Consider the following 20,938-nt stretch of genomic DNA (forward strand, 5'->3'; position numbering starts at 1 on the left):
GGACTTGGTCCCCTGCCCGGGATAGCTTCAAAGGGCCGGAGCACGGCGGAGCCCTTCTATATCGACACAGGTCAACCGATACCAGGCAGGCGGACTATGAGCGACACGGACAAGCAGACAGACCAGCCGCAGGATCCGCGCGGTGGCTACCACTCGGGCCCCTTTCCCGAGCAGGAACAAAAGCAGCCCGGGCTCACAGCACCCATGAACCCCAAGCCGGACCACGGGGAGCTCAGCTACGAAGGACACGGCAAGCTCGAAGGCAAGGCCGCCCTCATCACCGGCGGCGACTCCGGCATCGGAAAGGCTGCAGCCATCGCGTTCGCCCGGGAAGGGGCCGACGTCGCCATCTCCTATCTGCCGGAGGAGGAAGACGATGCGCAGGATACCGCCGAGTGGATCCGCAAAACCGGGCGCCGGGTCCTCCTTCTTCCGGGTGACGGACGTGAAGAGGAGTTCAGCACCCGGATCGTGGAGGAAGCCGTTTCCGAATTCGGGCGGCTCGACGTCCTGGTGCTGAACGCGGCCTACCAGAAGAACCGGGAGAGCCTGGAGACACTTCCCACCGAAGAGTTCGACAGGGTCTTCCGCACCAACCTTTATTCACTGCTGTGGTCGGCGCGGGCAGCCGTGCCGCACTTGAAGGCCGGGGCCTCGATCATCACCACGGCCTCCATCCAGGCCTTCAACCCTTCGCCGGAGCTCATCGACTACGCCATGACCAAAGCAGCGCAGGTGGCCTTCACCAAGGCCTTGGCCCAGGAGCTCGGCCCGAAGGGGATCCGCGTCAACGCGGTGGCCCCCGGCCCCATCTGGACACCCTTGATTCCCGCCACCGAGTGGCCGGACAAGCTCCCTTCCTTCGGCCAGGACACGCCGCTGGAGCGCGCTGGCCAACCCGCCGAGCTCGCCGCAGCCTACGTACTTCTTGCATCCGAGGACGGCTCCTACATCTCCGGCGCAGTCCTGCCCGTCACCGGCGGCAAGGGGCTCTAGGCAGGACCGCGCCCCAGGCAGTACCGGGTTCCATCGCCCGGGCAGTATCAACAGACCAGCAACATCGGCAACGCACAACAGGAGGAAGCATGACGCAGGAAAACCAGCAGGCTGAACCCGAGTCGGCCCCGGGCGGCTACGGCACCCCCACCGCCGAGCAGGAGGCTGCCGGCACCCAGGGCGGCCAGCAGTCCAGCGGCGGCGCCCAGCAGTCCGGCGGCGCTTCATCGGCCGGCGCGGACACCAACGAACCGCAGTCCGGGACGGGCCAGAACCCGGTCCCGCACGACATGGACCTCCCCTCCAGCGCGGCGGAGATCGACGAGTCGAATGACGATTCCCAGGGGTCGGCGCCTGTCTCCTCGGAGTCCGGGCAGGAAGCCACGGGCATTCCGGACGGCAGCGGAAATGACCTTCCGCAGGAGAAATCGCCGAACGACGACGACGAAAGCTTCGACGCCGGATAAGTCACCCTCGCACCTGGCCTCTGGCCCCCGTTCCACTGCCCGCTGCGGCAGGGGAAACGGGGGCCTTTGCCGTTCCCGCGGCTCCTCCTGCCGGCGCGTCCCGCGGTCCGCGCACTGGCATACATCCCGTCCGGCTGGGTACGGAACACGCGAAACCACATCAGCCGGCAGGCAGCAGAAGGCACCCCATCCTGCCCGCCGGCGTCAATTTCGACGCCAGGAGGTGGACCCGTGGGCAAGACTTCGGAGCAGTGGGCGCGGCAACCGGACCGGCCGGACAAAGCGGCGGTGGACGTCCTGGTGCCCACCTGCAACCGGCCGGCTGAGCTGGCCGTCACCCTCGCGGGACTGGCAGCGCAGCAGGAACCCGCGTTCGCCGTCGTAGTCAGCGACCAGTCAGCGGGGCAGCCCGCGTGGGACCATCCGGCGCCCGCTGCGATGGTGCGGGTGCTCGAGGCGCAGGGCCGGCCCGTCACGCTGCTGCGCCACCTCCCACGGCGGGGACTAGCTGAACACCGGCAGTTCCTGCTGGACCAGTCCACCGCGGAGCAGTGCCTTTTCCTGGACGACGACGTTTGGCTGGAGCCCGGCGCCCTGGAACGGCTGAGCCAGGCCCTCGCCGAGCTGCAATGCGGGTTTGTGGGCATGGCCCCGCAGGGGCTGTCCTTCCTGGACGATCGCCGGCCTGAACAAACGGCGGCCTTCTCAGCCTGGGAGGGCCCGGTGGCGCCGGAGCGCATCCGCCCGGGCAGCCCGGAATTCGAGCGGTGGCCGCTGCACAACGCCGCGAATCTCAGCCATCTCAGTGCCGAGCTGGCCCTGCAGCCCGGCGACTGGGTGCCCTACCGAGTAGCGTGGCTGGGCGGCTGCGTCCTGTACCGCAGGGAGGCGTTGAACGACGCCGGCGGGTTCCGTTTCTGGACCAGCCTCCCGGCAGACCACGCCGGCGAGGACGTTGTGGCCCAGTGGCAAGTGATGGAACGGTACGGCGGGGCAGGCATCCTGCCCTCCGGCGCGGTCCACCTTGAAGCGCCCACCACGGTGACGGACCGGCGGGTGGAGGCGCACGACGTCGTCCTCAGGCAGGATTCCGCCGAGGCGCCCTAGTGGGGGCAGGGCCCCAGGCTCCGCTGCCGCCGGCTGCCCCGGACAGCGGGTACGCCACATACGCGAAGCGGTCTGAATCCGGCGACCAGCTGTTGACGTTCAGCGTGCCTTGGCCGCCGAACACCGGCCAGGTGTGGAGCGGTGTGGTCCAGTCAGTGGTGGAGACGAGGACGACGTCGACCGGCAGGTCTGCGGGGTGGCCTTGCGTTCCGGCGGGGAAGCGGATGTAGCCGGCCAGGCGGCCGTCGGGGGAGAGGTGCGGGAACCAGTCCACGGAAGCGCTGTGCACCAGCCGCTCGAACTGGCTTCCGTCGGGCCGGACGCGGGCCAGCTGGGCATGGCCGGGGACCGTGGTGAAGGACTCCGTATTGAGGTACAGCCAGTCGCCGTCGGGCGAGTACTCTGGCCCGTCGCAGTGCCCGGGCCCGACGTCGACCCTTGCGGCAGTACCGCCGTCGGACTTTATGGTCATCAGGCGGCCGGGCCGCGTGAAGTCGCCGCCCTCAATCCCGACATATGCGAGCTCCGTGCCGTCGGGACTGACGCCGTGCAGGAAATGGAAGGACCCGTCGTCGGCCGTGATCCTGGTTGCCCGTCCACCCGCCAAGGGGGCCCGGTAGATGTGTCCGTCCTCCCCGGACAGGAAGATGGTCTCGCCGTCCGGGGCCAGGACATGGTCGTTGTTGAGGGCCGGGAGGTCCGTCAGCACGATCCCGGCAAGGGACCCGTCAGCCAGGTCCAGCCTCCACAGGAGGCCGCCCCCGTTCAGGATCAATGCCCGGCCATCGAGCGTCCAGTTGGGTGCCTCCAGGAGCATATTCCCGGTGGCGTATGCCAGTTCGAGTCCGCCGCCGGCCGATGCGATCCAAACCTCGCACTGCTGGCCCGGCTGCAGGGCACGCATGGTGTGGATCAGTCCTTGCTGGTGAAGGCGGCGTCGAAGCTGGTTTGGGATGGGGGGAAGTCGTATTTTTTGAGTGCTGCCAGTGCTTCGGGGGCGCCGTGGAGGCGGTCCATGCCGGCGTCTTCCCATTCGATGCTGATGGGGCCGTTGTAGCCGATGGCGGCGAGGGCGCGGAAGGAGGCTTCCCAGGGGACGTCGCCGCGGCCTGCGGAGACGAAGTCCCAGCCGCGGCGGGGGTCGCCCCAGGGCAGGTGGGAGCCCAGGACGGTGTTGCGGCCGGTTTGGCGGATCTTGGTGTCCTTGCAGTCCACGTGGTAGATCCGGTCCTTGAAATCCCAGATGAAGGAGACGGGGTCAATGCCCTGCCACATCATGTGGGAGGGGTCCCAGTTCAGGCCGAACGCTTCGCGGTGGCCGATGGCTTCGAGGGTGCGGACGGTGGTCCAGTAGTCGTAGGCGATCTCACTTGGGTGGACTTCGTGGGCGAAGCGGACGCCGCATTCGTCAAAGACGTCCAGGATGGGGTTCCAGCGGTCGGCGAAGTCCTGGTAGCCGGCGTCGATGACTTTTTCCGGAACCGGCGGGAACATGGCGACGTACTGCCAGATGGAGGAGCCGGTGAAGCCGACCACGGTGTCCACGCCGAGGGCCTTGGCGAGCCGGGCGGTGTGTTTCATTTCCTCGGCGGCGCGCTGGCGGACGCCTTCGGGGTCGCCATCGCCCCAGACTTTGGACCCGACGATGGCCTGGTGCCGGAAGTCGATGGGGTCATCACAGACGGCCTGGCCCTTGAGGTGGTTGGAGATGGCCCAGACCTTGAGGTTGTACTTGTCCAGGATTGCGAGTTTGGACTCGACGTAGCCCGGTTCATCCCAGCGCCAGGCGTCCAGGTGGTCGCCGGAGACGGCGATTTCGAGGCCGTCGTAGCCCCAGCCGGAAGCAAGCTTCGCGACTTCTTCGAAGGGCAGGTCGGCCCACTGGCCGGTGAACAGGGTGAACGGGCGGGGCATTCGGGGCTCCTTGGCTTAAGGCTGGGCTGGCGGGCGCTGCCGGGGCAGGCGTTAGTGTCGGACGACGGTGAGGGTGCTTTTGTTGGCGGCGGATTCCTCCACGGCGGTCAGGATGTGCTGGACGTTCAGTCCTTCTTCGAACGACGGCGAGGGCTGGGTTCCGTCCTTGATGGCGGTGAGGAAGTCGCGGATTTGGTGGGTGAAGGTGTGTTCCCAGCCGATGATGTGGCCCTGCGGCCACCAGGCTTCCAGGTAGGGGTGGCCGGGTTCGTTGACCAGGATGCGCCGGAAGCCCTGTTCGCGGACCGGGGCGGTGGCGTCCAGGAAGCCGAGTTCGTTGAGGTTTTCCAGGTCGAACAGGAGGCTGCCCTTGTCGCCGTAGATCTCGATCTGGAGGCTGTTTTTCCGTCCGGTGGCCACCCGGGAGACTTCCACTGAGGCGATGGCCCCTGAGGTGAGGGACAGCGTGGCCCAGGCGGCGTCGTCGACCGTGACGTCCTCGGTGCCGTTCTCGCCGGGGCGCCGGTCCACGAAAGTGTTGAGCCGGCCGGACACCTCGGTGACCTGGTCACCGAGGAGGAACAGGACCTGGTCGATGGCGTGGGAGGCGATGTCGCCAAGGGCACCGGACCCGGCCGTTTCCTTCCGCAGCCGCCAGGTCATGGGTGCCTGGGCATCCGCGAGCCAGTCCTGCAGGTACGCGGCCCGGACGTGCCGGACGGTGCCCAGCCGGCCTTCGGCGATCAGTTCCTTCGCGAGGGCCAGGGCCGGGACGCGCCGGTAGTTGAACCCGATCATCGACTGCACCCCCTTGGCTCGGGCCTTGGCCGCTGCGGCGGTCATCAGTTCTGCCTCGGCCAGGGTGTTGGCCAGGGGTTTTTCCACCAGGACATGCTTGCCTGCCTCCAGGGCGGCGATGGCGATCTCCGCGTGCATCCAGCCCGGGGCACAGATATCCACGATGTCGATGTCATCCCGGGTGATCACCGTGCGCCAGTCCGTTGCCGATTCGGCCCAGCCATACCTTTCCGCGGCCTCCGCGACCGCGGTGGCGTCCCGGCCCACGAGGACTTTCTGCTCGAAGGCCGGGACGTCGAAGAAGCTGGCCACATTCCGCCACGCATTCGAGTGGGCCTTGCCCATGAAGGCATAACCAATCGCGGCCACGCCCAGCGGGCGCGAAGCCGGTCGGGAGGCCGGGGGTTCGGACGGGTGTGCGGCTGCGGTCATGATGCGTTCCTGCGTGCTTCCTGCTGGCTGGACTACGTGCTGGATTACTTGCTGGATCAGAGCGTGGCGGTTTCCGGCGCCCAGTCCTCGGGGAGGGCGGGGGCTACCGGGGCCGAACTTTCGACGTTCACGAACGTGCCGGAATCGACGGACTCCGAGATGGAGACCATGGTGTCCAGGACGTGGTACGCCAGTTCACCCGTGGCGCGGTGCGGGACGCCCGAGCGGATGGAGCGGGCCATGTCCAGGACACCCATGCCGCGGCCGTTGGCCGGCCCGGTGGCGGGAACCGTGGTCCAGTCCTCGTCGCCGGCACGCCAGAGCTTGATGTCGCCGGTGAAGTAGTTGGGGTCCGGCAACGAAATGGTCGCGTCGGTTCCGGTAATCTCCACGAAGCCCATCCGGGTCCGGGGGGATTCGAAGGAGAAGACGCTGTGCGAGGAGGCGCCGGATTCGAACTGCGCCATGGCGGAGACGTGGGTGGGCACCTCGACGGTGAACTCCTCGCCTGCCTTGGGCCCCGAACCGATCACGCGCACGTCCTTGGCCTTGGAACCGACGGCGGCCACCTTGCGGATGGAGCCGAAGGCCTGGACCAGGGTGGTCAGGTAGTAGGGGCCCATGTCGAACAGCGGGCCGGCGCCGTGCTGGAAGAGGAAAGCCGGGTTCGGATGCCACGACTCCGGGCCGGGGGTCTGGAACGTGGTCATTGCAGTCAGCGGCGTGCCGATGTCGCCGCGCTGGATCAGGCGCAGCGCCGTTTGGATACCGGCGCCGAGGAAGGTGTCCGGGGCGCAGCCCAGGCGGATGCCGGCGGCGTCGGCGGTCTTGAGCAGGCCCAGGCCGGATTCGCGGTCCAGGGAGAACGGCTTTTCGGTCCAGACGTGCTTGCCCGCGTTGACGGCTGCGGTGGCCACCTCCACGTGCGCTGCGGGGATGGTGAGGTTGACGATGATTTCGACGTCGGGGTGGTTCAGGGCCTTGTCCACGCCTCCCCACTCAGGAATGCCGTACTCCTTGGCACGGGCCTCGGCGGCGTCCTCGAAGAGGTCGGCGATGACGTGGACCTTGAGGTCAGGGAAGGCGGTGAGGTTGTCCAGGTACTGCTTGCTGATCACGCCGGCGCCGATGACGCCGACGCCCACGGGGCCGCTGCGGGCAGGCTTGCTGGCGGGGGTGCTCATGCGTTGGCTCCTTCGGCTGCGGTGTTGTTCTCCAGGAAGGCAAGGCTCTGGGCGATGCCCTCGAAGATGTCGCCGTCGTAGTCGTCAAACTCCACCACGCCTACCTCGAGGGACTGCGCGGCGGCGATGACGTCCATGACCGGGACCTTGCCCTGGCCCGCCGGCCGCTGGGCCTTGTTGTCCTTGTTGAGCGGGCCGTCCTTGATGTGGATGAACTTCACGCGGTCACCGAGCTTGGTGAGGATGTCGATCGGGTCCTGGCCGCCGACGGCCACCCAGTAGGTGTCCACTTCGAGGACCAGTTCCGGGTCCAGCAGGGACTCGAAGTACTCCAGGGCGGTGCGGCCCTCGATGGTGGACTCCAGTTCCCAGGCGTGGTTGTGGTAGCCGACCCGGATGCCGTACCCGGCGCCTTTCTTTGCCGCGGCGTTGAGCTTGGCTGCGGTGGCCTGGATGTCCTCGGCCGTCTGCCAGTGCTCGGCGGGCAGGAATGGATCGATGACCGTGGTGATGCCCAGTTCCTTCGCCGCGGCGAAGATTTCGTCCTGGTCCTGGCTCATCAGGGGCGCGTGGCCCGACGGTGCGGTGAGGCCGTTTTCCTTCAGGGCGGCGCCGAGTTCCTTGGCAGTGGCCACGAAGTTGTAGGGCTCAACCTGGGTGTAGCCGATTTCGGCAACCTTCCGGATAGTGCCAGGGAGGTCCTCCGCGATCGCGTTGCGCAGGGTGTACAGCTGAAGTGAGTAGGACATGGGTTTCCTTAGCGTCTGTAGTGAATCGAAGGGGACTGGGGTCAGCGGCCGGCGAGCGAGCCGCCGATGCCGCCGACGCTGAAGTATTTGTTCAGCGTGGCGAAGACGATGACGGGCGGGAGCATCATGACCACGGCCAGGGCCATGACGGATGTCCAGTCCGTGGCGTTCTGCTGGAAGAAGGACTGCACGCCCATGGGAAGGGTGAAGATTTCGTTGGAACGCAGGAACACGATGGCCACGAGGTAGTCGTTCCAGGCCAGGAGGAAGGCGAAGATCGCGGTGGAGAGTACGCCGGGCAGGGAGTTCCGCAGGACCACCTTGGTGAACGAGCCGAACACGGAGCACCCGTCGATCCAGGATGCTTCCTCAAGGCTGATGGGGATGGAGTCGAAGTAGGCGGCCATCATCCAGGTGGCCACGGTCATGGTGGAGCCCACGTAGATGATGGTCAGGCCCAGGAGGTTGTCCACCAGGCCCATGCCGGCGAACAGGATGAACAGCGGCACCACGGAAGTGATGATGGGCAGCGACTGCATGACGAACAGCAGCAGCGAGTACCCGGACACTGCCTTGCTGCGGCCGCGGGAGAGGACGTAGCCGGCAGGGGCGGCAACAGCCACGGAGACCACCACGGTGGACAAGGTGGTTATCAGGCTGTTCTTCAGCCAGGTGGCGGCCAGGGTCTTGGAGAAGACGTTGCCGAGGTTCTCGAACGTCAGGCCGGTGGCAGTGCTGTTGGGTCCGGGCGTGAAGGCCAGCAGCACGGTGACCATGATGGGCACCAGCACGATCCCCGTGATGATGAGGATTGCGGCGAAGCGCCACCAGCGGCCGCGCTGGCCCGCTTCGGAGAGGACCCTGCGCCGCTTGCCGGCGTCGATGCCGAGCGCGGGGCCGGATTCGGGATGGGCGTGGAGGACTGCGCTCATTATTCGACGCTCGACTTTCGGATCTGGCGGTACAGGATGACCGAGATGACCACCAGGGTCATGGTCATGAGGAAGGCGATGGCCACGCCGGGGCCGGTGGCGAAGTCCTGGAACACGGTCCGGTAGGCCAGGACCACCAAGGAAGTGGTGGCATTGACAGGGCCGCCGCCGGTGAGCAGGTAGATGGTGGGAAAGTCGTTGACGCAGAAGATGGTCATCAGGATCCAGCTGATGTACGTGGAGCGCGCGATCAACGGCAGGGTGATCTGGGTGAACTGCTGCCAGCGGCTGGCGCCATCCATGCTGGCGGCCTCATAAACGGTGGTGTCCACCGAAGCCAGGGCGGCCGAGATCATCATCATCATGAACGGGAAGCTGACCCAGACCTTGAACACCATCACGGTGATGGAGGCCAGGGTGGGATCGGCCAGGAAGAGCGGCGTGCCCATGCCCAGGTTCCGGAACAGCGACGGGATCAGGCTGTCCGGGGTGGCCACCAGCCAGTTCCAGGCCGTGGAAGACACCACGATGGGCACCACCCCGGGCAGGAGCAGCAGGACCTTGAACGTGCCGCCGGCCGGGATCTTGGTGCGCAGGAGCAGGGCCAGGCCCAGCCCCACCAGCCAGGACCCGAAGACGCCCACGATGGTGAACCACAGCGTGAACTGGGCAGCCTTCCAGAACGCCGGCGAGGTCAGGACGGTGGCGAAGTTCTGGCCGCCCACGAAGTTGCCGGTCTGGAGCAGGTCTCCGTCGTGCGTCGCCTGGATGGCGGCGTAGATCAGCGGGTAGCCGTGGATCAGGACGAGGAGGACCACGGAGGGGAGCAGGAGCCAGAAGAACGTCCTGGTGGCCTGCGCGGAGAGCTTGCTCTTGCGTTTTCCGGGGACGGCCCCGGACCCGCCGGGGGCAAGCCCGCGGCGGGCCCGGCTTAGGCCGGACTGGGTGGTGGTGCTGGACATGGGCGCTCGGTCCTACTTCTTCAGGACCGATTCGAGGCCGGACTGGAAGGTCTGCAGGGCAGTCTTGGCGTCGGCCTTGCCGGTGATGATGGTTTGGCTGAACTGGTTCAGTGCCTGCCCGCCGTCAAGGGCCGCGAGGTTGGCATTGAGCCTGCTGCCCTGGGCGGCGAAGGTCTTGGCAATGGGCTGCCAGTCCTTGACGATCTTGACGTTGTTGGGGTCGTTGGCGAACTCGGGGATCTCCGTGATCGATTTGAAGACCGGCAGCGCGGACATCAGCTTCTTCTGCCACAGCTGCTTCAGCTGGCCCAGGTAGTACACCAGGAACTCCTCCGAGGCTTCCTGCGACGGGGTGTTGGTGTACATCATGATGTTGTTTGGGAAGACGATGGTGGCCTTGTCCCCGTGCGGGCCCTTGATGGGGTCGGCCACCAGCAGGTCGCCCGAGGTGTCGCCCACGCGCTGCGGGACGTTCACCTGGAAGAGGCCGTAGCCGGCCTTGCCGTCCTTCCACTGGGCGGACATGTTGTCCGTGGTGTAACTGACCGCGGCCGGGTCGACGATGCCGTTGGACACCAGCTCCAGGACGAATTCCATTGCCTCGACGTTGCGGTCATTCATCAGGTCCAGCTCGCCGTCCTTGTTCCAGACGCCGCCGCCGTTGTTGACCATCATCATGATCATGGAGTGGTTGGCATAGTTGTTGCCTGCGCCTGCGCCGGTGGTGAAGCCGAACGCGCCCACTTTCTTCAGTGCCTTGCCTGCTTCCAGCAGGGACGGCCAGTCCGTGGGCAGGGCAACGTTGGCCTTCTCGAACAGGGACTTGCGGTACCAGAAGACGCGCATGTCCAGCTGCCATGGGACCGCCACGTAGCCCTTGTCCGACTTGAAGGGGTCCAGTACGCCGGGTAGGAAGTCATCGAACTGGCCGTTGGCCTTCAGCTTCTCGATCACCTTGTCCGCATAGGCGATCTGGCCCTGCTGCTCGAACTGGAAAGCCTGGAAGCCGCCGCCCGTGGACACAGCCGGGCCCGTCTTGGAGGCGATCGCGGAGGAGAAGGTCTGGTAGAAGTTGTTCCACTGGATGATCTGGTAGCTCGCCTTGGCGCCGTTGGCACCGGAGAAACCTTCCGCGATGCCCTTGGCGGCATCGTTGTAGGCCGGTGTGGCCCAGGGCATGTCCCAGAACTTCACGGTGCCGCCGGCCCCGCCCCCGCCGCCTCCCTGCGATGCCGAGCCGCCGCCGCAGGCGGCGAGCAGGGGTACGGAGGCTGCGGCAGCCGTCAGGCCCAGGAAGCCGCGCCGGGAAAAGGAGCGGCGCTGTTCGGGAGTTGCGTTCATGATGTGTCCTTTCGGGACCGTCTTGCGCTGTGCGCCGTTGGTGCGGTCCTGCTCATCGTTGAGAGTGGAGGTGGGACTGGACTGCTTGTTCGGTTGCGTATAGGTGGGCTAATTACGTGGCAGCGAGGGTTGCGTAGAGGTCGGTCAGCCGGGCAAACCCGGCCAGGTCGTCCGGGAGGGTGCCGGCGCTGAGATGGTTCTTCAGGCGCCGCCACGCCGCCCGGTGGGCGGATTCGTAGAGGGTGGGAAGCAAAAGTTGGCCGTGGGCCCCGGTGACCCTGACTTCGGCGGGCCACGCGGCGTCTGGATCCGGGACCTGGACATCCACGCCGCCGTCGGCCGTGTAGAGGTGGATGCCGACGCCGGCCGGGCGGGCTGCGGTGAGTACGCCCTGGGCGGTAAACGGTGCGCCGTTGGCCAGCCGGCCGGTGACGGTGTACCCGGTGGTGCCGCTGCGGAGGACGCTGACGCCGTGGAGCTGTCCGCTGACGGCGAGCACGGCGGCGAGGTGCCGGGCCAGGAGCCGCTGCACGTCCGTGCCCGGGGCTGCCGTGGCAACAGTGTCCAGCAGCGACGCCGTGCCCAGGGCGCTGCGTACAGCGTCGCGGGCGTCGGGGTCGCTGCTTTCGCCGATCAGCGCGGGGTTGGAGGCCCAGTGGAGATCGAGGACGACGGCGGCACCGGCCGCCCGGGCAGCGTCCGCCAACTGCGTGGTTTCCTCGGGGACGGGATCCACCACCAGGATGCCGCGCGACCCGGAGTCGACGGCGCGGGCGGCTTCCGTGGTCCAGCCTGCCTCGCCGGCGAGCACCGCAACGTCAGCCGCCCGGTCCTCCGTCGCGGGGCCGAAGGTCGCCGGCAGGGAGGCCACCGCAAGGGCCACCGCGCCTGCTTCTTCGGCCTGCGGCGTTGCTGCCACTGTGTACGCGCTCATGCGCTGGCTCCTGCCGTTTCCGTGGTGGCCGCGTGTCCTGCGGCCACGTTCTCCATGGTGGCCGCAGAGATGGCCAGGGCGAACGTGAGGTCGTCGATCAGGGCCTGGGCCGAGGGGACCGGGCGCGTGCCGCGGGCCAGTTCAGCCAGTTCACGCCACTCGCCTTCGTAGCCGTTGTGGCCGTACGGGCCGAAGGTGCTGGTTTCGCTGCCCCAGGAGAAGGTGGCGACGGCGGAGCCGGCCTGGACGTAGGAGGGCGTGAAGTCGATGCGGAGTGCGGAGTCGTCGCCGATGGCCTCGAAGGTCCACTCGGGCTTCCAGGTGCTGTTCATGACGGCACGCAATTCGATGACGCGGGTGGGGGTGCGGAGTGAGACGGCGTAGCCGGAGGGCCGGACGTGCAGCGCCTGGAGTACCTCGATCTCGCCGAAGTCCGGCGTGAAGCGCCGCACCAGGGGCAGGTCGTGGATGGCCAGGCCCATGATGCCGCCCTGCATCATGGCCTTGATGACCTCGACGTCCGAGTAATCGGGTGTGCCGGGGGCAGGGCGGGTAATGATCTCGGTGGCGAAGTCTTCGAAGCGGGCGTTCGGCGGGAGGACGATGGAGGAGCGGATGGTGTGTGCCTGCGCGGGAAGGTCGCCCCAGTTCTGTTCCGCCGCGATCCAGCCGGGGTCGAACGTATGCATGGCCCCCACCACGATCGGCACCCCCGTTTCGGCGCTGACCTCGGCGATCCTGGCTGCCTCGTCGCTGTTCATCGCGAAGGGCTTCTCGCAGAGGACGGCTTTTTTGCCTGCCCGGCAGGCGGCAATGACCTGGTCCGCGTGGAACTGATGGGGGCTGCAGATCGCCACGATGTCCACGCCGGAATCAGCCAGCAGGGCGTCCAGGCTGGTGCTGGATGCGGCCCGGACCCGGGCCGCCACCGAAGAGGCCACGTCGGGGTCCACGTCCATGATGTGCCGTACTTCCAGGATGTCCCGGAGCCGCGCCAAAGCCGGAAGGTGAATGGCCTGGGTGACGGGCCCGGCGCCGAGGATGCCGACGCCGAGGGGCCGGTCTGCTGGCGCTGCGATGTGGGACAAGTTCAACTACCTCTTTGTAAGCGGACTCTGGAGTAGCGGAGGGATCAGTGCGGTGAATGGTTGCCATCGGAACCGCAAATGTGCCCTGAGTCACAACGTAGAACGACTTTTGACGCGCGTCAAGCAAAAGTTGTTTGTTGCGCGTCATTCTTCTGCTGTGATGACAGCCCTAAGTAACAGTGTTATGACTTAGACATGACTTCAGCGACGGGCAGGCAGGCCGGAAAAGACTCCGACGTCGGCAGCCTGTCGCGTGCCGGGGACCTGTTCCAGCTGCTCCGCGACGGCAGGGCCCGCACCCGCGCCGAACTTGCCCTCAGTACGGGACTCGCCCGTTCCACGGTCGCCTCGCGGATCGACGCCCTCATGCTGTCCGGCCTGGTGGGCCCGGCAGGGGAGGCGCTCTCCAGCGGCGGCAGGCCGCCGTCGCGCTTTGCCTTCAACCCGTCCGCCCGCCTGGTCCTGGCCGTGGACGTGGGGGCCACCCACGTTATCGTCGCGGTCACCGACCTCGGCGGGAAAATCCTCGCCGAACACCGGCTCGAGCAGCAGGTGGCAGAGGGACCGGAAGCCGTGCTGGACCATGTGGTGGCGCAGGGCAAGGAGCTGCTGGCCTCCGCTGGCCGGAGCGTTGCGGAACTTGCCGGCATCGGCATCGGCCTGCCCGGGCCCGTGGAACACGACACCGGAAAGCCGGTCAAGCCGCCCATCATGCCCGGCTGGGACGGGTTCGACGTGGTCAGCTATGTCCAGCGTTCCCTGCCCGTGCACGTGCTGGTGGACAACGATGTGAACATCATGGCCCTGGGGGAACAGTCCGCCCATTGGCCCGAGCACAACAACTTCTTCTTCGTGAAGGTGGCCACCGGGGTCGGCTCCGGCATCATCAGCAACGGCGAACTCCAGCGCGGCGCCAACGGCACGGCAGGCGACCTGGGCCACGTCCAGGTGGCGCGGGGAGCGGATATCCTGTGCGCCTGTGGAAACTACGGGTGCCTGGAAGCGCTGGCGTCCGGTCCCGCCGTCGTGCATTCCCTCCGGGACCAGGGGCTGGACGTGGCCAAGGGCGCCGACGTGCTCCGGCTCGCCGCCGACGGCAACCTGCAGGCCATCCAGGCGCTGCGCCAGGCCGGACGGGACATCGGCGAGGTGCTGGCCACCGTGGTCAACCTGCTCAACCCGTCCGTTATCGTGGTGGGCGGCAGCATGGGCGAGACGGGGGAGCACCTGGTGGCCGGCATCCGCGAGGTGGTGTACCGGCGCTCGCCGCCCCTGGCCACCTCGCACCTGCGCATCAATGTCTCCCGCGCCGGAGGCCAGGCCGCCGTGCTCGGGGCAAGCCAGCTGGTCACCCAGTACGTGCTCTCGCCCGCCGTCATCGAAGCCACCCTGGCGGGCGCCATCGCCGGGTGACGCCGGAGGATCCGCGGCGCCACCCGGCGATCAGCTTTACGCCTCCGCTTCGGGCTCCGGCGCCTCAGTCAAAAGCAGCGCGGTTCCGCCATAGGCGGGCAGCTCCAGGAAGAAGCTGTGCAGGTCATCCACCTGTCCCACGGTTTCGCCGCTGAACAGGTCCTGGACGTTGGCGCCGGACGGCAGCTCGTTGGACTGGATGCTGCCGGCGATGTCCTGCCCCGAGAAGTTCAGCGCGGTCACCTGCAGGGCCCCGTCCTTCAACCGGTTGACCAGCACCAGCGCGGCGCGGTTGGAGACCTCGGGCACGTCCAGCAGGGTGCCCGTGGCGATCCCGTTTTCTTCCCGGACAGCGAGGATCCGCTGGAGGCGGCGGGCAAAGGAGTCCTGGTCCTGCAGCTGGTCCGGCAGCGAGCCGTACAGGCTGCGGGCCCGCGGCATCCCGGCCGACGAGTTGGTGGCGTCCGGGCTGGTCCCCATGAGGTCGTGCGCGCCCCGGTTGATCCAGCGCGTATCGCCCTGGGACGTGAGTTCGCGGACGCTGCTGCGGTCCAGGGCCATGATGCCGGTCAGGTCCCAGCCGGACAGGGCAAAGACGCCGGGCTGGAGTGCGTTGTACATGGCCAGGAGCAGGTGGACGTCCCGGATCTGCGCCTCCTGCTCCGGGGTTACTGTGGCCGGGTCCTTGATTCCCAGGGCCGCCATGATGAAGCTGACCGTGGTGCAGGCAATGCCGTTGGTGGTGAACACTGCGTTGTACGGCGCATTCTCCCCGGTGAGCCGGTCCCGCAGGGTCTGCTGCACATTCTCGGCCAGCTGGGCGCCGGTGAGTTCCTCGCCGTTGAGTTCGAACATCTCGTCCCGGTGTCCGGCAGCGAAGTGCAGCAGCTCATAGGTGAGTTCGTCATGGTTCTGCAGCGCGTGCACCAGCGAGGCCTGGTCCACCCCGATTTCCATGGACAGGCGGAGGGTCAGCCGCAGGAACTCGGTATCGGCCGTCACGAGGGAGTAGTGATAGGCCGGCCGGGTGATGAAGTCGTAGGAAAGGTCCGGCCCGGCCTCCGAGGTTGCCTTGATGTCATCGATGGTCAGGTTCAGCTCCTGGAAGGAGAACCCGCCCACTTTGCGGATCATGGAGCCGATGAGCTGGTTGGCGGCCTCGGACAGCGGGTGCCCCTCCGACCAGCCGGGCTGCTCCTCGGCGCTCTTCTCGACGCCCAGGAAGCCGTTGGCGTCCAGGCGGAGCGCTCCTGTGCCCAGGTCCACCAGTGAGTGCAGGGCATCGCCCACCACCAGGCGCATGCCGGCGAACGTGGGGTCAAGCCAGTTGATGGAGGGCTGGCCGGCCTTGAAGTAGTGCAGGTAGACCCAGCGGCGGGTCTTGCCCGTGGTGTCCACGATGGGCCGCGTGGCGCTCCAGTTCGTCTCCTTGACCCCCGGCTCGTAGAAGATGACCCGCTGCAGGCGGCCGATGATGTAGCCGGCCTTCTGCAGGGCCTGTTCGGAGTCGGGGCTGAGGTTGACCGAGTCCGCACCCTCCGGGACGTCCGGGAGCAGGTTCCAGTCCTCTTCCGGGATGTCCACCATGTGGTAGATCCCGGGGTAGTCCCGGAAGTTCATCTCGGCCAGGCGGAAGTCGGCGCCCTTGCCGGTGTGGCCGGGGACGATGTCATCGATCACCGTGCCCTCGTGCTCAGCCGCGACCTCGCACATGCTGCGGAACTCTTCTTCGGTGCCGAAGACCGGATCAATCGCCATACTGATGCGGTCAAAGTGGCCGTCAACGCTGGGCGTGTGGGACCAGCCGCTGATGCCGCCGGCGAGCTTCACGGGTCCGGTGTGGATCCCGCGGATACCGATTTCGCGGAAAGCCTTCCACATCTCGGGGTCGCCCAAGGCGGAGAGGAAGGACTGGCCGGTCCGGGTGATGAAGGACAGCGGGTAGGCGGTAAACCATACGGAGGCGCGTTCGACGGCGGCCCGCGGGTTGGGATGGGCATACGAGTTCTGCCACATGCTGGCTTGGCCGGACAGCTGCCGTGCCAGCGTATTCGCATCCCCGAGCATGGCCTGGTTGCGCAGCCACTCCACATACGCGGCGTTCCGCCCGTCGAATTCGAAGGACGGCCTGCTGCCCACGAACTGCCGCCGGCGCGCGATGGGCCGAAGTGCCTTGGGCCGGGCAGCGAAGAACTGCTCGTCGAAAGTAACCTCCAGGTCCGGTGACGGCTCCGCAGCGCCCTCTTCCACTTCCGCATTGCCCGCGGCGGCTGCATCCGCTTCTGAAGTACGCTCGCTGGTGCCCGGCTCCCGCATAAGCTCCTCTTTCCGTTGCTCGTTTCCGTGCTGGCATGGATGCTCCAAGACCCCTTGCCCAAGGTCAGGTACCCAAGCGAGCAGGGAGTATTCGGTGTTCCCCCCTCCCGATGCTACTGCGCAGCGGAGCCTGCGGAAGGGACACCGGCGCGCCGCTCCTCCCTAAGCCCGCGAATCCCCCCTGTTTTGCCCGTTTCCCCCACCAACGCGTCCACGGGTCGTATTCTTAGAGCAAAGGTTTTGCAGTGGGCCGAAGCGCTGATAGCAGGGCTGGAGCATGGCCGCTGATCCCACGGGGCAGGTTGGCTGGGGACCGCTTCCAGTTACCCCGGAGCCGGTATTCGACAGCAAGGACGTCGAAGACTACCTCTGGGAGGTCACCCGCGACTTCATGACGGGTATCAAAGGTGAGCGCCGCGGCATCGGCTGGGCGGCCACCCTCTTTCGCCTGGGCAAGGCACGCACCCTCGCGGCCAGTACGGAGCAGGCGCGCGAGGCCGACCGCGAACAGTGCTCGTTTGCCGACGGGCCGGTCATGGACGCCGTGCGCACCGGGGAATTCGTCCTGCTGTCCGACCTGGGCCGGGACCGGCGCTGGCCCGGCTATTCCAGCGCCGCCGCCGGCCATGGCGTGCAGTCCCTGCTTTCCGTGCCCATCCTTACCGAAGGCGCCACGAGCGCTGCCATCACCCTCTACGCAGCGTCCCCGCATGCCTTCACCAGCGACGACCTGATGCAGAGCCAAAGCTACGTACGCCAGGTGTCGCGGGCCCTGCGCGTCGTAGTCCGCACTGCGGAGCGCGCGGAAGCAACAGCCGGTCTCGCCGTCGTCCAAAGCTCGCTGGTCCTGGTGGACCTGGCGGTGCGCAGCCTCATGAACGAATACGGACTCACCCGCGAGGGTGCACTGCGGTTCCTGCAGACGCAGGCGCTGCACCACGAAGTGGACCTGCGGGACGCGGCACTGAACGTTGTGGCCCCCGGCGGCGTGGACCGCGGGGGCGGGCAGGTTCCAGGGCGGCGGCAGGAAACGTTCGACGGCGTGGCGGAGCTTCCGCTCCCGTCGGCGGCGGGGCGGGACTTTCCAACCGGAAAGTCGCCCCGGAAGGAAGCTGCGGCGGGGAAGGAACCCCCGCCGGCGGCGGAAGGAAGGACGGCATGACCATCGAGAAGCAGGAGCTGAGCTCCGTCGTCGAAGGACCGGACAGGCACCCCTGGCACCGGTTCGTTGCCCTGGGGGACTCCTACACCGAAGGAATTGGCGACCCCGAACCGAACAGCCTGGGCGGCCTCCGCGGCTGGGCTGACCGGGTGGCCGAGGAACTCGCCGACAGCCAGCCGGACTTCGCCTACGCCAACCTGGCGATCCGGGGTTTCCTTCTGAAACAAATCCTCGACGTGCAGCTGGAGCCGGCCCTGGCACTGAAACCCGACCTGATCGCCATGTCCGGCGGCGGTAACGACATCGTGTTCCGCCACGGCGACCCGGACAAGCTGGCGGAAAAGATCGACGAGGCCGTCGGTATCCTGTCCGCCACCGGTGCCACGGTGCTGCTCTACGCAGGTCCGGACTGGGGCGATACTCCTGTCTTTGGCAAGATCCGCGGACGCGTGGCGATCTATAACGAGCACCTGCACAGGATCGGCGCGCGGCACCACGCCATCATGGTGGACCTGTGGTGCCTGCCTGAGCTTCAGCACGCACTGATGTGGGACCCGGACCGGCTGCACCTGTCCCCGCTGGGCCATCACTCCGTGGCCGTGGCAACCCTCAACGCCCTGGGGGTAGCGCACACCCTCAAGCCGCTCCAGCCGCGGCCGCTTCCGGCCCATGGGTGGACGCAGGCCCGGGCTGAGGACCTGGTGTGGGCGCGGCAGTACTTTGTGCCGTGGGTGCTCAAGCGGCTGCTTCCCCACCACGCCGGCGACGACCTTGCGGCGAAACGGCCCTCCCCGGCGCCCGTGTTTGGCCTGGGCCGCCCGGGACCATTCCCGCCCGGGCACCCCGTGGCAGGCCCGAACCCTGGAATGGCGGGTGGCCCCGCACCGGAGGGACAGGCAGCTTAGCCCTCTGTCCGGCGCCGTGTGAAAACACCCGCCGCGAGCCCTTGGCCGGTCCCTTGCGGGGCTCAGCGCTTCCTCGGGCCCCGCTTCGCTGCCGCGTTCAGCGCAGACTTGACCGCCGGAGGCAGTACGCCCTGTTCCGTTTCGGGCTCGGCCACAGTTCCGCGCGCCTTCGCGATGGCCTTCATGCCGTGGTAGATCACCAGCGCGGCAGCGGAACCCAGGGCAATGCCGGTGAACTTAAGATCCCCGATGGTCCAGGTGTAGTCGGCGATGCCGATGATCAGGGCGACGGCGGCCGTGGTCAGGTTAACGGGGTTCGAGAAGTTCACCTTGCTCTGCACCCAGATCTTCACGCCCAGGATGCCGATCATGCCGTACAGCATGGTGGCCGCGCCGCCCAGCACGCCGGCCGGGACGGTGGCAATCAGCTCGCCGAACTTCGGTGAGAAGCTGAGCAGGATGGCGAACATGCCTGCAACCCAGTAGGCCGCCGTCGAATACACCTTGGTGGCAGCCATGACGCCGATGTTCTCCGCGTAGGTGGTGGTGCCCGAGCCGCCGCCGAAGCCGGCCAGAACGGTGGCGGCGCCGTCCGCCATCAGCGCGCGTCCGGAGACGCCGTCGAGGTTCTGGCCCGTCATGGCGGCGACCGATTTCACGTGGCCGATGTTCTCCGCCACCAGCACCAAAACCACGGGGACGAACAGCCCCAGGACGCCGATATGGAACTCGGGGGTCTGGAAGTGCGGCAGGCCGATCCAGGCTGCGGCGTCCATCTTGTCGTACTTCACCTCGCCGCGGAGCATGGCCACCAGGTAGCCCACCACCACGCCCACCAGGATGCTGAGCCGGCCAAGGATTCCGCGGAACAGGACGCTGACCAGGATGATGGTGACCAGCGTGACCAGGGCGGTGATGGGGGCGGCATCGAAGTTCTGCTTCGCGGCGGGGGCCAGGTTCAGCCCGATCAGCGCCACAATGGCACCGGTGACGATGGGTGGCATCAGCCGGTTGATCCAGCCGGCGCCGAACTTCTGCACCACCGCACCCACCAGGGCCAGCGTGGCGCCGGCGAGGACCACGCCGCCCAGGGCTCCGGGGATCCCGAACTGCGCCTGCGAGGCGGTGATGGGGGCGATGAACGCAAAGCTTGAGCCCAGGTAGCTGGGCACCCGGCCCTTGGTGATCACCAGGAACAGCAGCGTCCCGATGCCCGAGAAGAACAGGGTGGTGGCAGGCGGCATCCCGGTAATGATGGGAACCAGGAAGGTGGCGCCGAACATGGCCACCACGTGCTGCATTCCCACTCCGATGGTCAACGGCCACGCCAGCCGCTCATCAGGGGCCACCACCTGGCCGGGCTTGATGGTTTTACCGGTGCCGTGCAGCTTCCATTTGATTCCGAGCATGCTCATGGGAAGGAATGCCTTTCAAGGGGGTGCCGCGAAGGGGCGAAGATCAACTCGGTCCAGAATACCGCCAAGTATTTCCCGCGGTCTTCTGTGGTCAAGGTCACGCCCGGTGGCGGGAAGAGGAGCAGAGCACTTGAAGTTGCAACTATAGGAAAGCAACAGAGGCCACCCCGGCAGGCGGGCGGCGCAGCGAAAGGTAAGCCAATGACCATTGCCCATGAAGAAGCGGTTATCGATTCGGCAGCCGTCGACGCCATCTTTGCCCAGGCCCGCACCGCCAACTCCTTCACGGGTGAGGTGACCGAGGAGCAGGCCCAGGCCATCTACGAACTCACCAAGTTCGGCCCCACCGCGTTCAACTCGCAGCCGCTGCGCGTCACCTACGTCCGCTCGGCCGAGGCCCGCGCCACCTTGGTGGATGCCCTGTCCCGCGGCAACCAGGCCAAGACGGCTTCCGCGCCGCTCGTGGCCATCCTCAGCTACGACACCGACTGGGCCGGCAAGTGGGACAACTTCCTCCCCGGCTACAACGCCCCCAAGGCCATGTACGACGCCGACCCGGCCCTTGCCGCAGCCACGGGCAACAACAACGCCCACCTGCAGGCCGGCTACTTCATCCTGGCTGTCCGCTCGCTCGGCTTCGCCGCCGGTCCCATGACGGGCGCGGACTTCGCCGCGATCGACGCTGCCTTCTTCCCGGCCGGCGACCAGAAGAGCTTCCTGGTGGTCAACATCGGCCAGCCCGGTGAGGAAGCCTGGGGCGAGGCAAAGCCCAAGTACTCCTACAGCGAGGCCGTCCGCACCGTCTAACACTCCCCGACGCGCC

At 67.2% G+C, this 20,938-nt stretch carries 19 protein-coding genes; 7 read left to right on the forward strand and 12 right to left on the reverse strand.

Annotated features, from left to right (window positions below):
• Window positions 1–96 precede the first annotated feature (96 nt).
• The 3 genes from VIK36_RS01015 (at window position 97) to VIK36_RS01025 (ending at window position 2,570) form a co-directional block, all read left to right on the forward strand.
• Window positions 97–996, forward strand: a complete 900-nt coding sequence (locus VIK36_RS01015) for an SDR family oxidoreductase (RefSeq protein WP_255173998.1) — start codon at window positions 97–99, stop codon at window positions 994–996.
• Between the two features lie 89 nt (window positions 997–1,085).
• Complete coding sequence (locus VIK36_RS01020; RefSeq protein WP_255173999.1) at window positions 1,086–1,463, forward strand: hypothetical protein; 378 nt, start codon at window positions 1,086–1,088, stop codon at window positions 1,461–1,463.
• A gap of 231 nt (window positions 1,464–1,694) precedes the next feature.
• On the forward strand, window positions 1,695–2,570 hold the full coding sequence (locus VIK36_RS01025) for a glycosyltransferase family A protein (protein WP_324643765.1): 876 nt from the start codon (window positions 1,695–1,697) through the stop codon (window positions 2,568–2,570).
• On the opposite strand, the gene VIK36_RS01030 is transcribed toward VIK36_RS01025, so the two are convergent.
• From VIK36_RS01030 to VIK36_RS01075, 10 genes are all read right to left on the reverse strand, one after another.
• Window positions 2,542–3,474 (reverse strand): biopolymer transporter Tol, encoded by a 933-nt coding sequence (locus VIK36_RS01030; RefSeq protein WP_324643766.1) that lies wholly within the window; start codon window positions 3,472–3,474, stop codon window positions 2,542–2,544. The two genes, VIK36_RS01025 and VIK36_RS01030, sit on opposite strands and share 29 nt — an antisense overlap.
• Window positions 3,475–3,482: 8 nt before the next feature.
• On the reverse strand, window positions 3,483–4,484 hold the full coding sequence (locus VIK36_RS01035; RefSeq protein WP_255174002.1) for a sugar phosphate isomerase/epimerase family protein: 1,002 nt from the start codon (window positions 4,482–4,484) through the stop codon (window positions 3,483–3,485).
• A 51-nt stretch (window positions 4,485–4,535) separates the two neighbouring features.
• Entirely contained in the window at window positions 4,536–5,714 is a 1,179-nt protein-coding gene (locus tag VIK36_RS01040) for a Gfo/Idh/MocA family protein (RefSeq protein WP_255174003.1), read from the reverse strand.
• A gap of 56 nt (window positions 5,715–5,770) precedes the next feature.
• Window positions 5,771–6,898, reverse strand: coding sequence for a Gfo/Idh/MocA family oxidoreductase (locus VIK36_RS01045; protein ID WP_324643767.1), 1,128 nt, complete (start codon window positions 6,896–6,898; stop codon window positions 5,771–5,773).
• Window positions 6,895–7,647: a sugar phosphate isomerase/epimerase family protein gene (locus VIK36_RS01050; RefSeq protein WP_255174005.1), complete on the reverse strand. Its 753-nt coding sequence runs from the start codon at window positions 7,645–7,647 to the stop codon at window positions 6,895–6,897. Before VIK36_RS01050 ends, VIK36_RS01045 begins: the two co-directional genes overlap by 4 nt.
• A gap of 41 nt (window positions 7,648–7,688) precedes the next feature.
• Entirely contained in the window at window positions 7,689–8,579 is an 891-nt protein-coding gene (locus VIK36_RS01055) for a carbohydrate ABC transporter permease (protein ID WP_255174006.1), read from the reverse strand.
• On the reverse strand, window positions 8,579–9,541 hold the full coding sequence (locus VIK36_RS01060; RefSeq protein WP_324643768.1) for a sugar ABC transporter permease: 963 nt from the start codon (window positions 9,539–9,541) through the stop codon (window positions 8,579–8,581). The genes VIK36_RS01055 and VIK36_RS01060 overlap by 1 nt, the downstream gene beginning before the upstream one ends.
• A 12-nt stretch (window positions 9,542–9,553) precedes the next feature.
• Complete coding sequence (locus VIK36_RS01065) at window positions 9,554–10,882, reverse strand: ABC transporter substrate-binding protein (protein ID WP_159634565.1); 1,329 nt, start codon at window positions 10,880–10,882, stop codon at window positions 9,554–9,556.
• A 112-nt stretch (window positions 10,883–10,994) separates the two neighbouring features.
• Window positions 10,995–11,816 (reverse strand): hypothetical protein, encoded by an 822-nt coding sequence (locus VIK36_RS01070; protein ID WP_255174008.1) that lies wholly within the window; start codon window positions 11,814–11,816, stop codon window positions 10,995–10,997.
• Window positions 11,813–12,904, reverse strand: a complete 1,092-nt coding sequence (locus tag VIK36_RS01075) for a Gfo/Idh/MocA family protein (protein WP_420716280.1) — start codon at window positions 12,902–12,904, stop codon at window positions 11,813–11,815. The genes VIK36_RS01070 and VIK36_RS01075 overlap by 4 nt, the downstream gene beginning before the upstream one ends.
• Window positions 12,905–13,099: 195 nt before the next feature.
• Between VIK36_RS01075 and VIK36_RS01080 the strand changes: the two genes are divergently transcribed.
• Window positions 13,100–14,317 (forward strand): ROK family transcriptional regulator, encoded by a 1,218-nt coding sequence (locus VIK36_RS01080; protein ID WP_324643770.1) that lies wholly within the window; start codon window positions 13,100–13,102, stop codon window positions 14,315–14,317.
• Window positions 14,318–14,353: 36 nt separating this feature from the next.
• Here the strand turns inward: VIK36_RS01080 and treS are convergent, their stop codons facing one another.
• On the reverse strand, window positions 14,354–16,633 hold the full coding sequence (gene treS, locus VIK36_RS01085) for a maltose alpha-D-glucosyltransferase (protein WP_255174010.1): 2,280 nt from the start codon (window positions 16,631–16,633) through the stop codon (window positions 14,354–14,356).
• Between the two features lie 277 nt (window positions 16,634–16,910).
• Here treS and VIK36_RS01090 point away from each other — a divergent pair, with 277 nt between their 5' ends.
• Together VIK36_RS01090 and VIK36_RS01095 are read left to right on the forward strand one after the other, a co-directional pair.
• Window positions 16,911–17,795: a GAF domain-containing protein gene (locus VIK36_RS01090; protein ID WP_324643771.1), complete on the forward strand. Its 885-nt coding sequence runs from the start codon at window positions 16,911–16,913 to the stop codon at window positions 17,793–17,795.
• Window positions 17,792–18,700 carry an SGNH/GDSL hydrolase family protein gene (locus tag VIK36_RS01095; protein WP_324643772.1) on the forward strand — a complete coding sequence of 303 codons (909 nt, stop codon included), beginning with the start codon at window positions 17,792–17,794 and terminating at the stop codon, window positions 18,698–18,700. Before VIK36_RS01090 ends, VIK36_RS01095 begins: the two co-directional genes overlap by 4 nt.
• 62 nt (window positions 18,701–18,762) lie before the next feature.
• On the opposite strand, the gene VIK36_RS01100 is transcribed toward VIK36_RS01095, so the two are convergent.
• A complete protein-coding gene (locus VIK36_RS01100) occupies window positions 18,763–20,115 on the reverse strand; it encodes a uracil-xanthine permease family protein (RefSeq protein ID WP_159634544.1) in 1,353 nt (450 codons plus the stop codon).
• A gap of 201 nt (window positions 20,116–20,316) precedes the next feature.
• Between VIK36_RS01100 and VIK36_RS01105 the strand changes: the two genes are divergently transcribed.
• Window positions 20,317–20,922: a malonic semialdehyde reductase gene (locus tag VIK36_RS01105; protein WP_255174012.1), complete on the forward strand. Its 606-nt coding sequence runs from the start codon at window positions 20,317–20,319 to the stop codon at window positions 20,920–20,922.
• The last annotated feature ends 16 nt before the right edge of the window (window positions 20,923–20,938 follow it).

Origin of the sequence: Pseudarthrobacter sp. LT1 (assembly GCF_035621795.1) — a bacterium.
Taxonomy (GTDB): domain Bacteria; phylum Actinomycetota; class Actinomycetes; order Actinomycetales; family Micrococcaceae; genus Arthrobacter.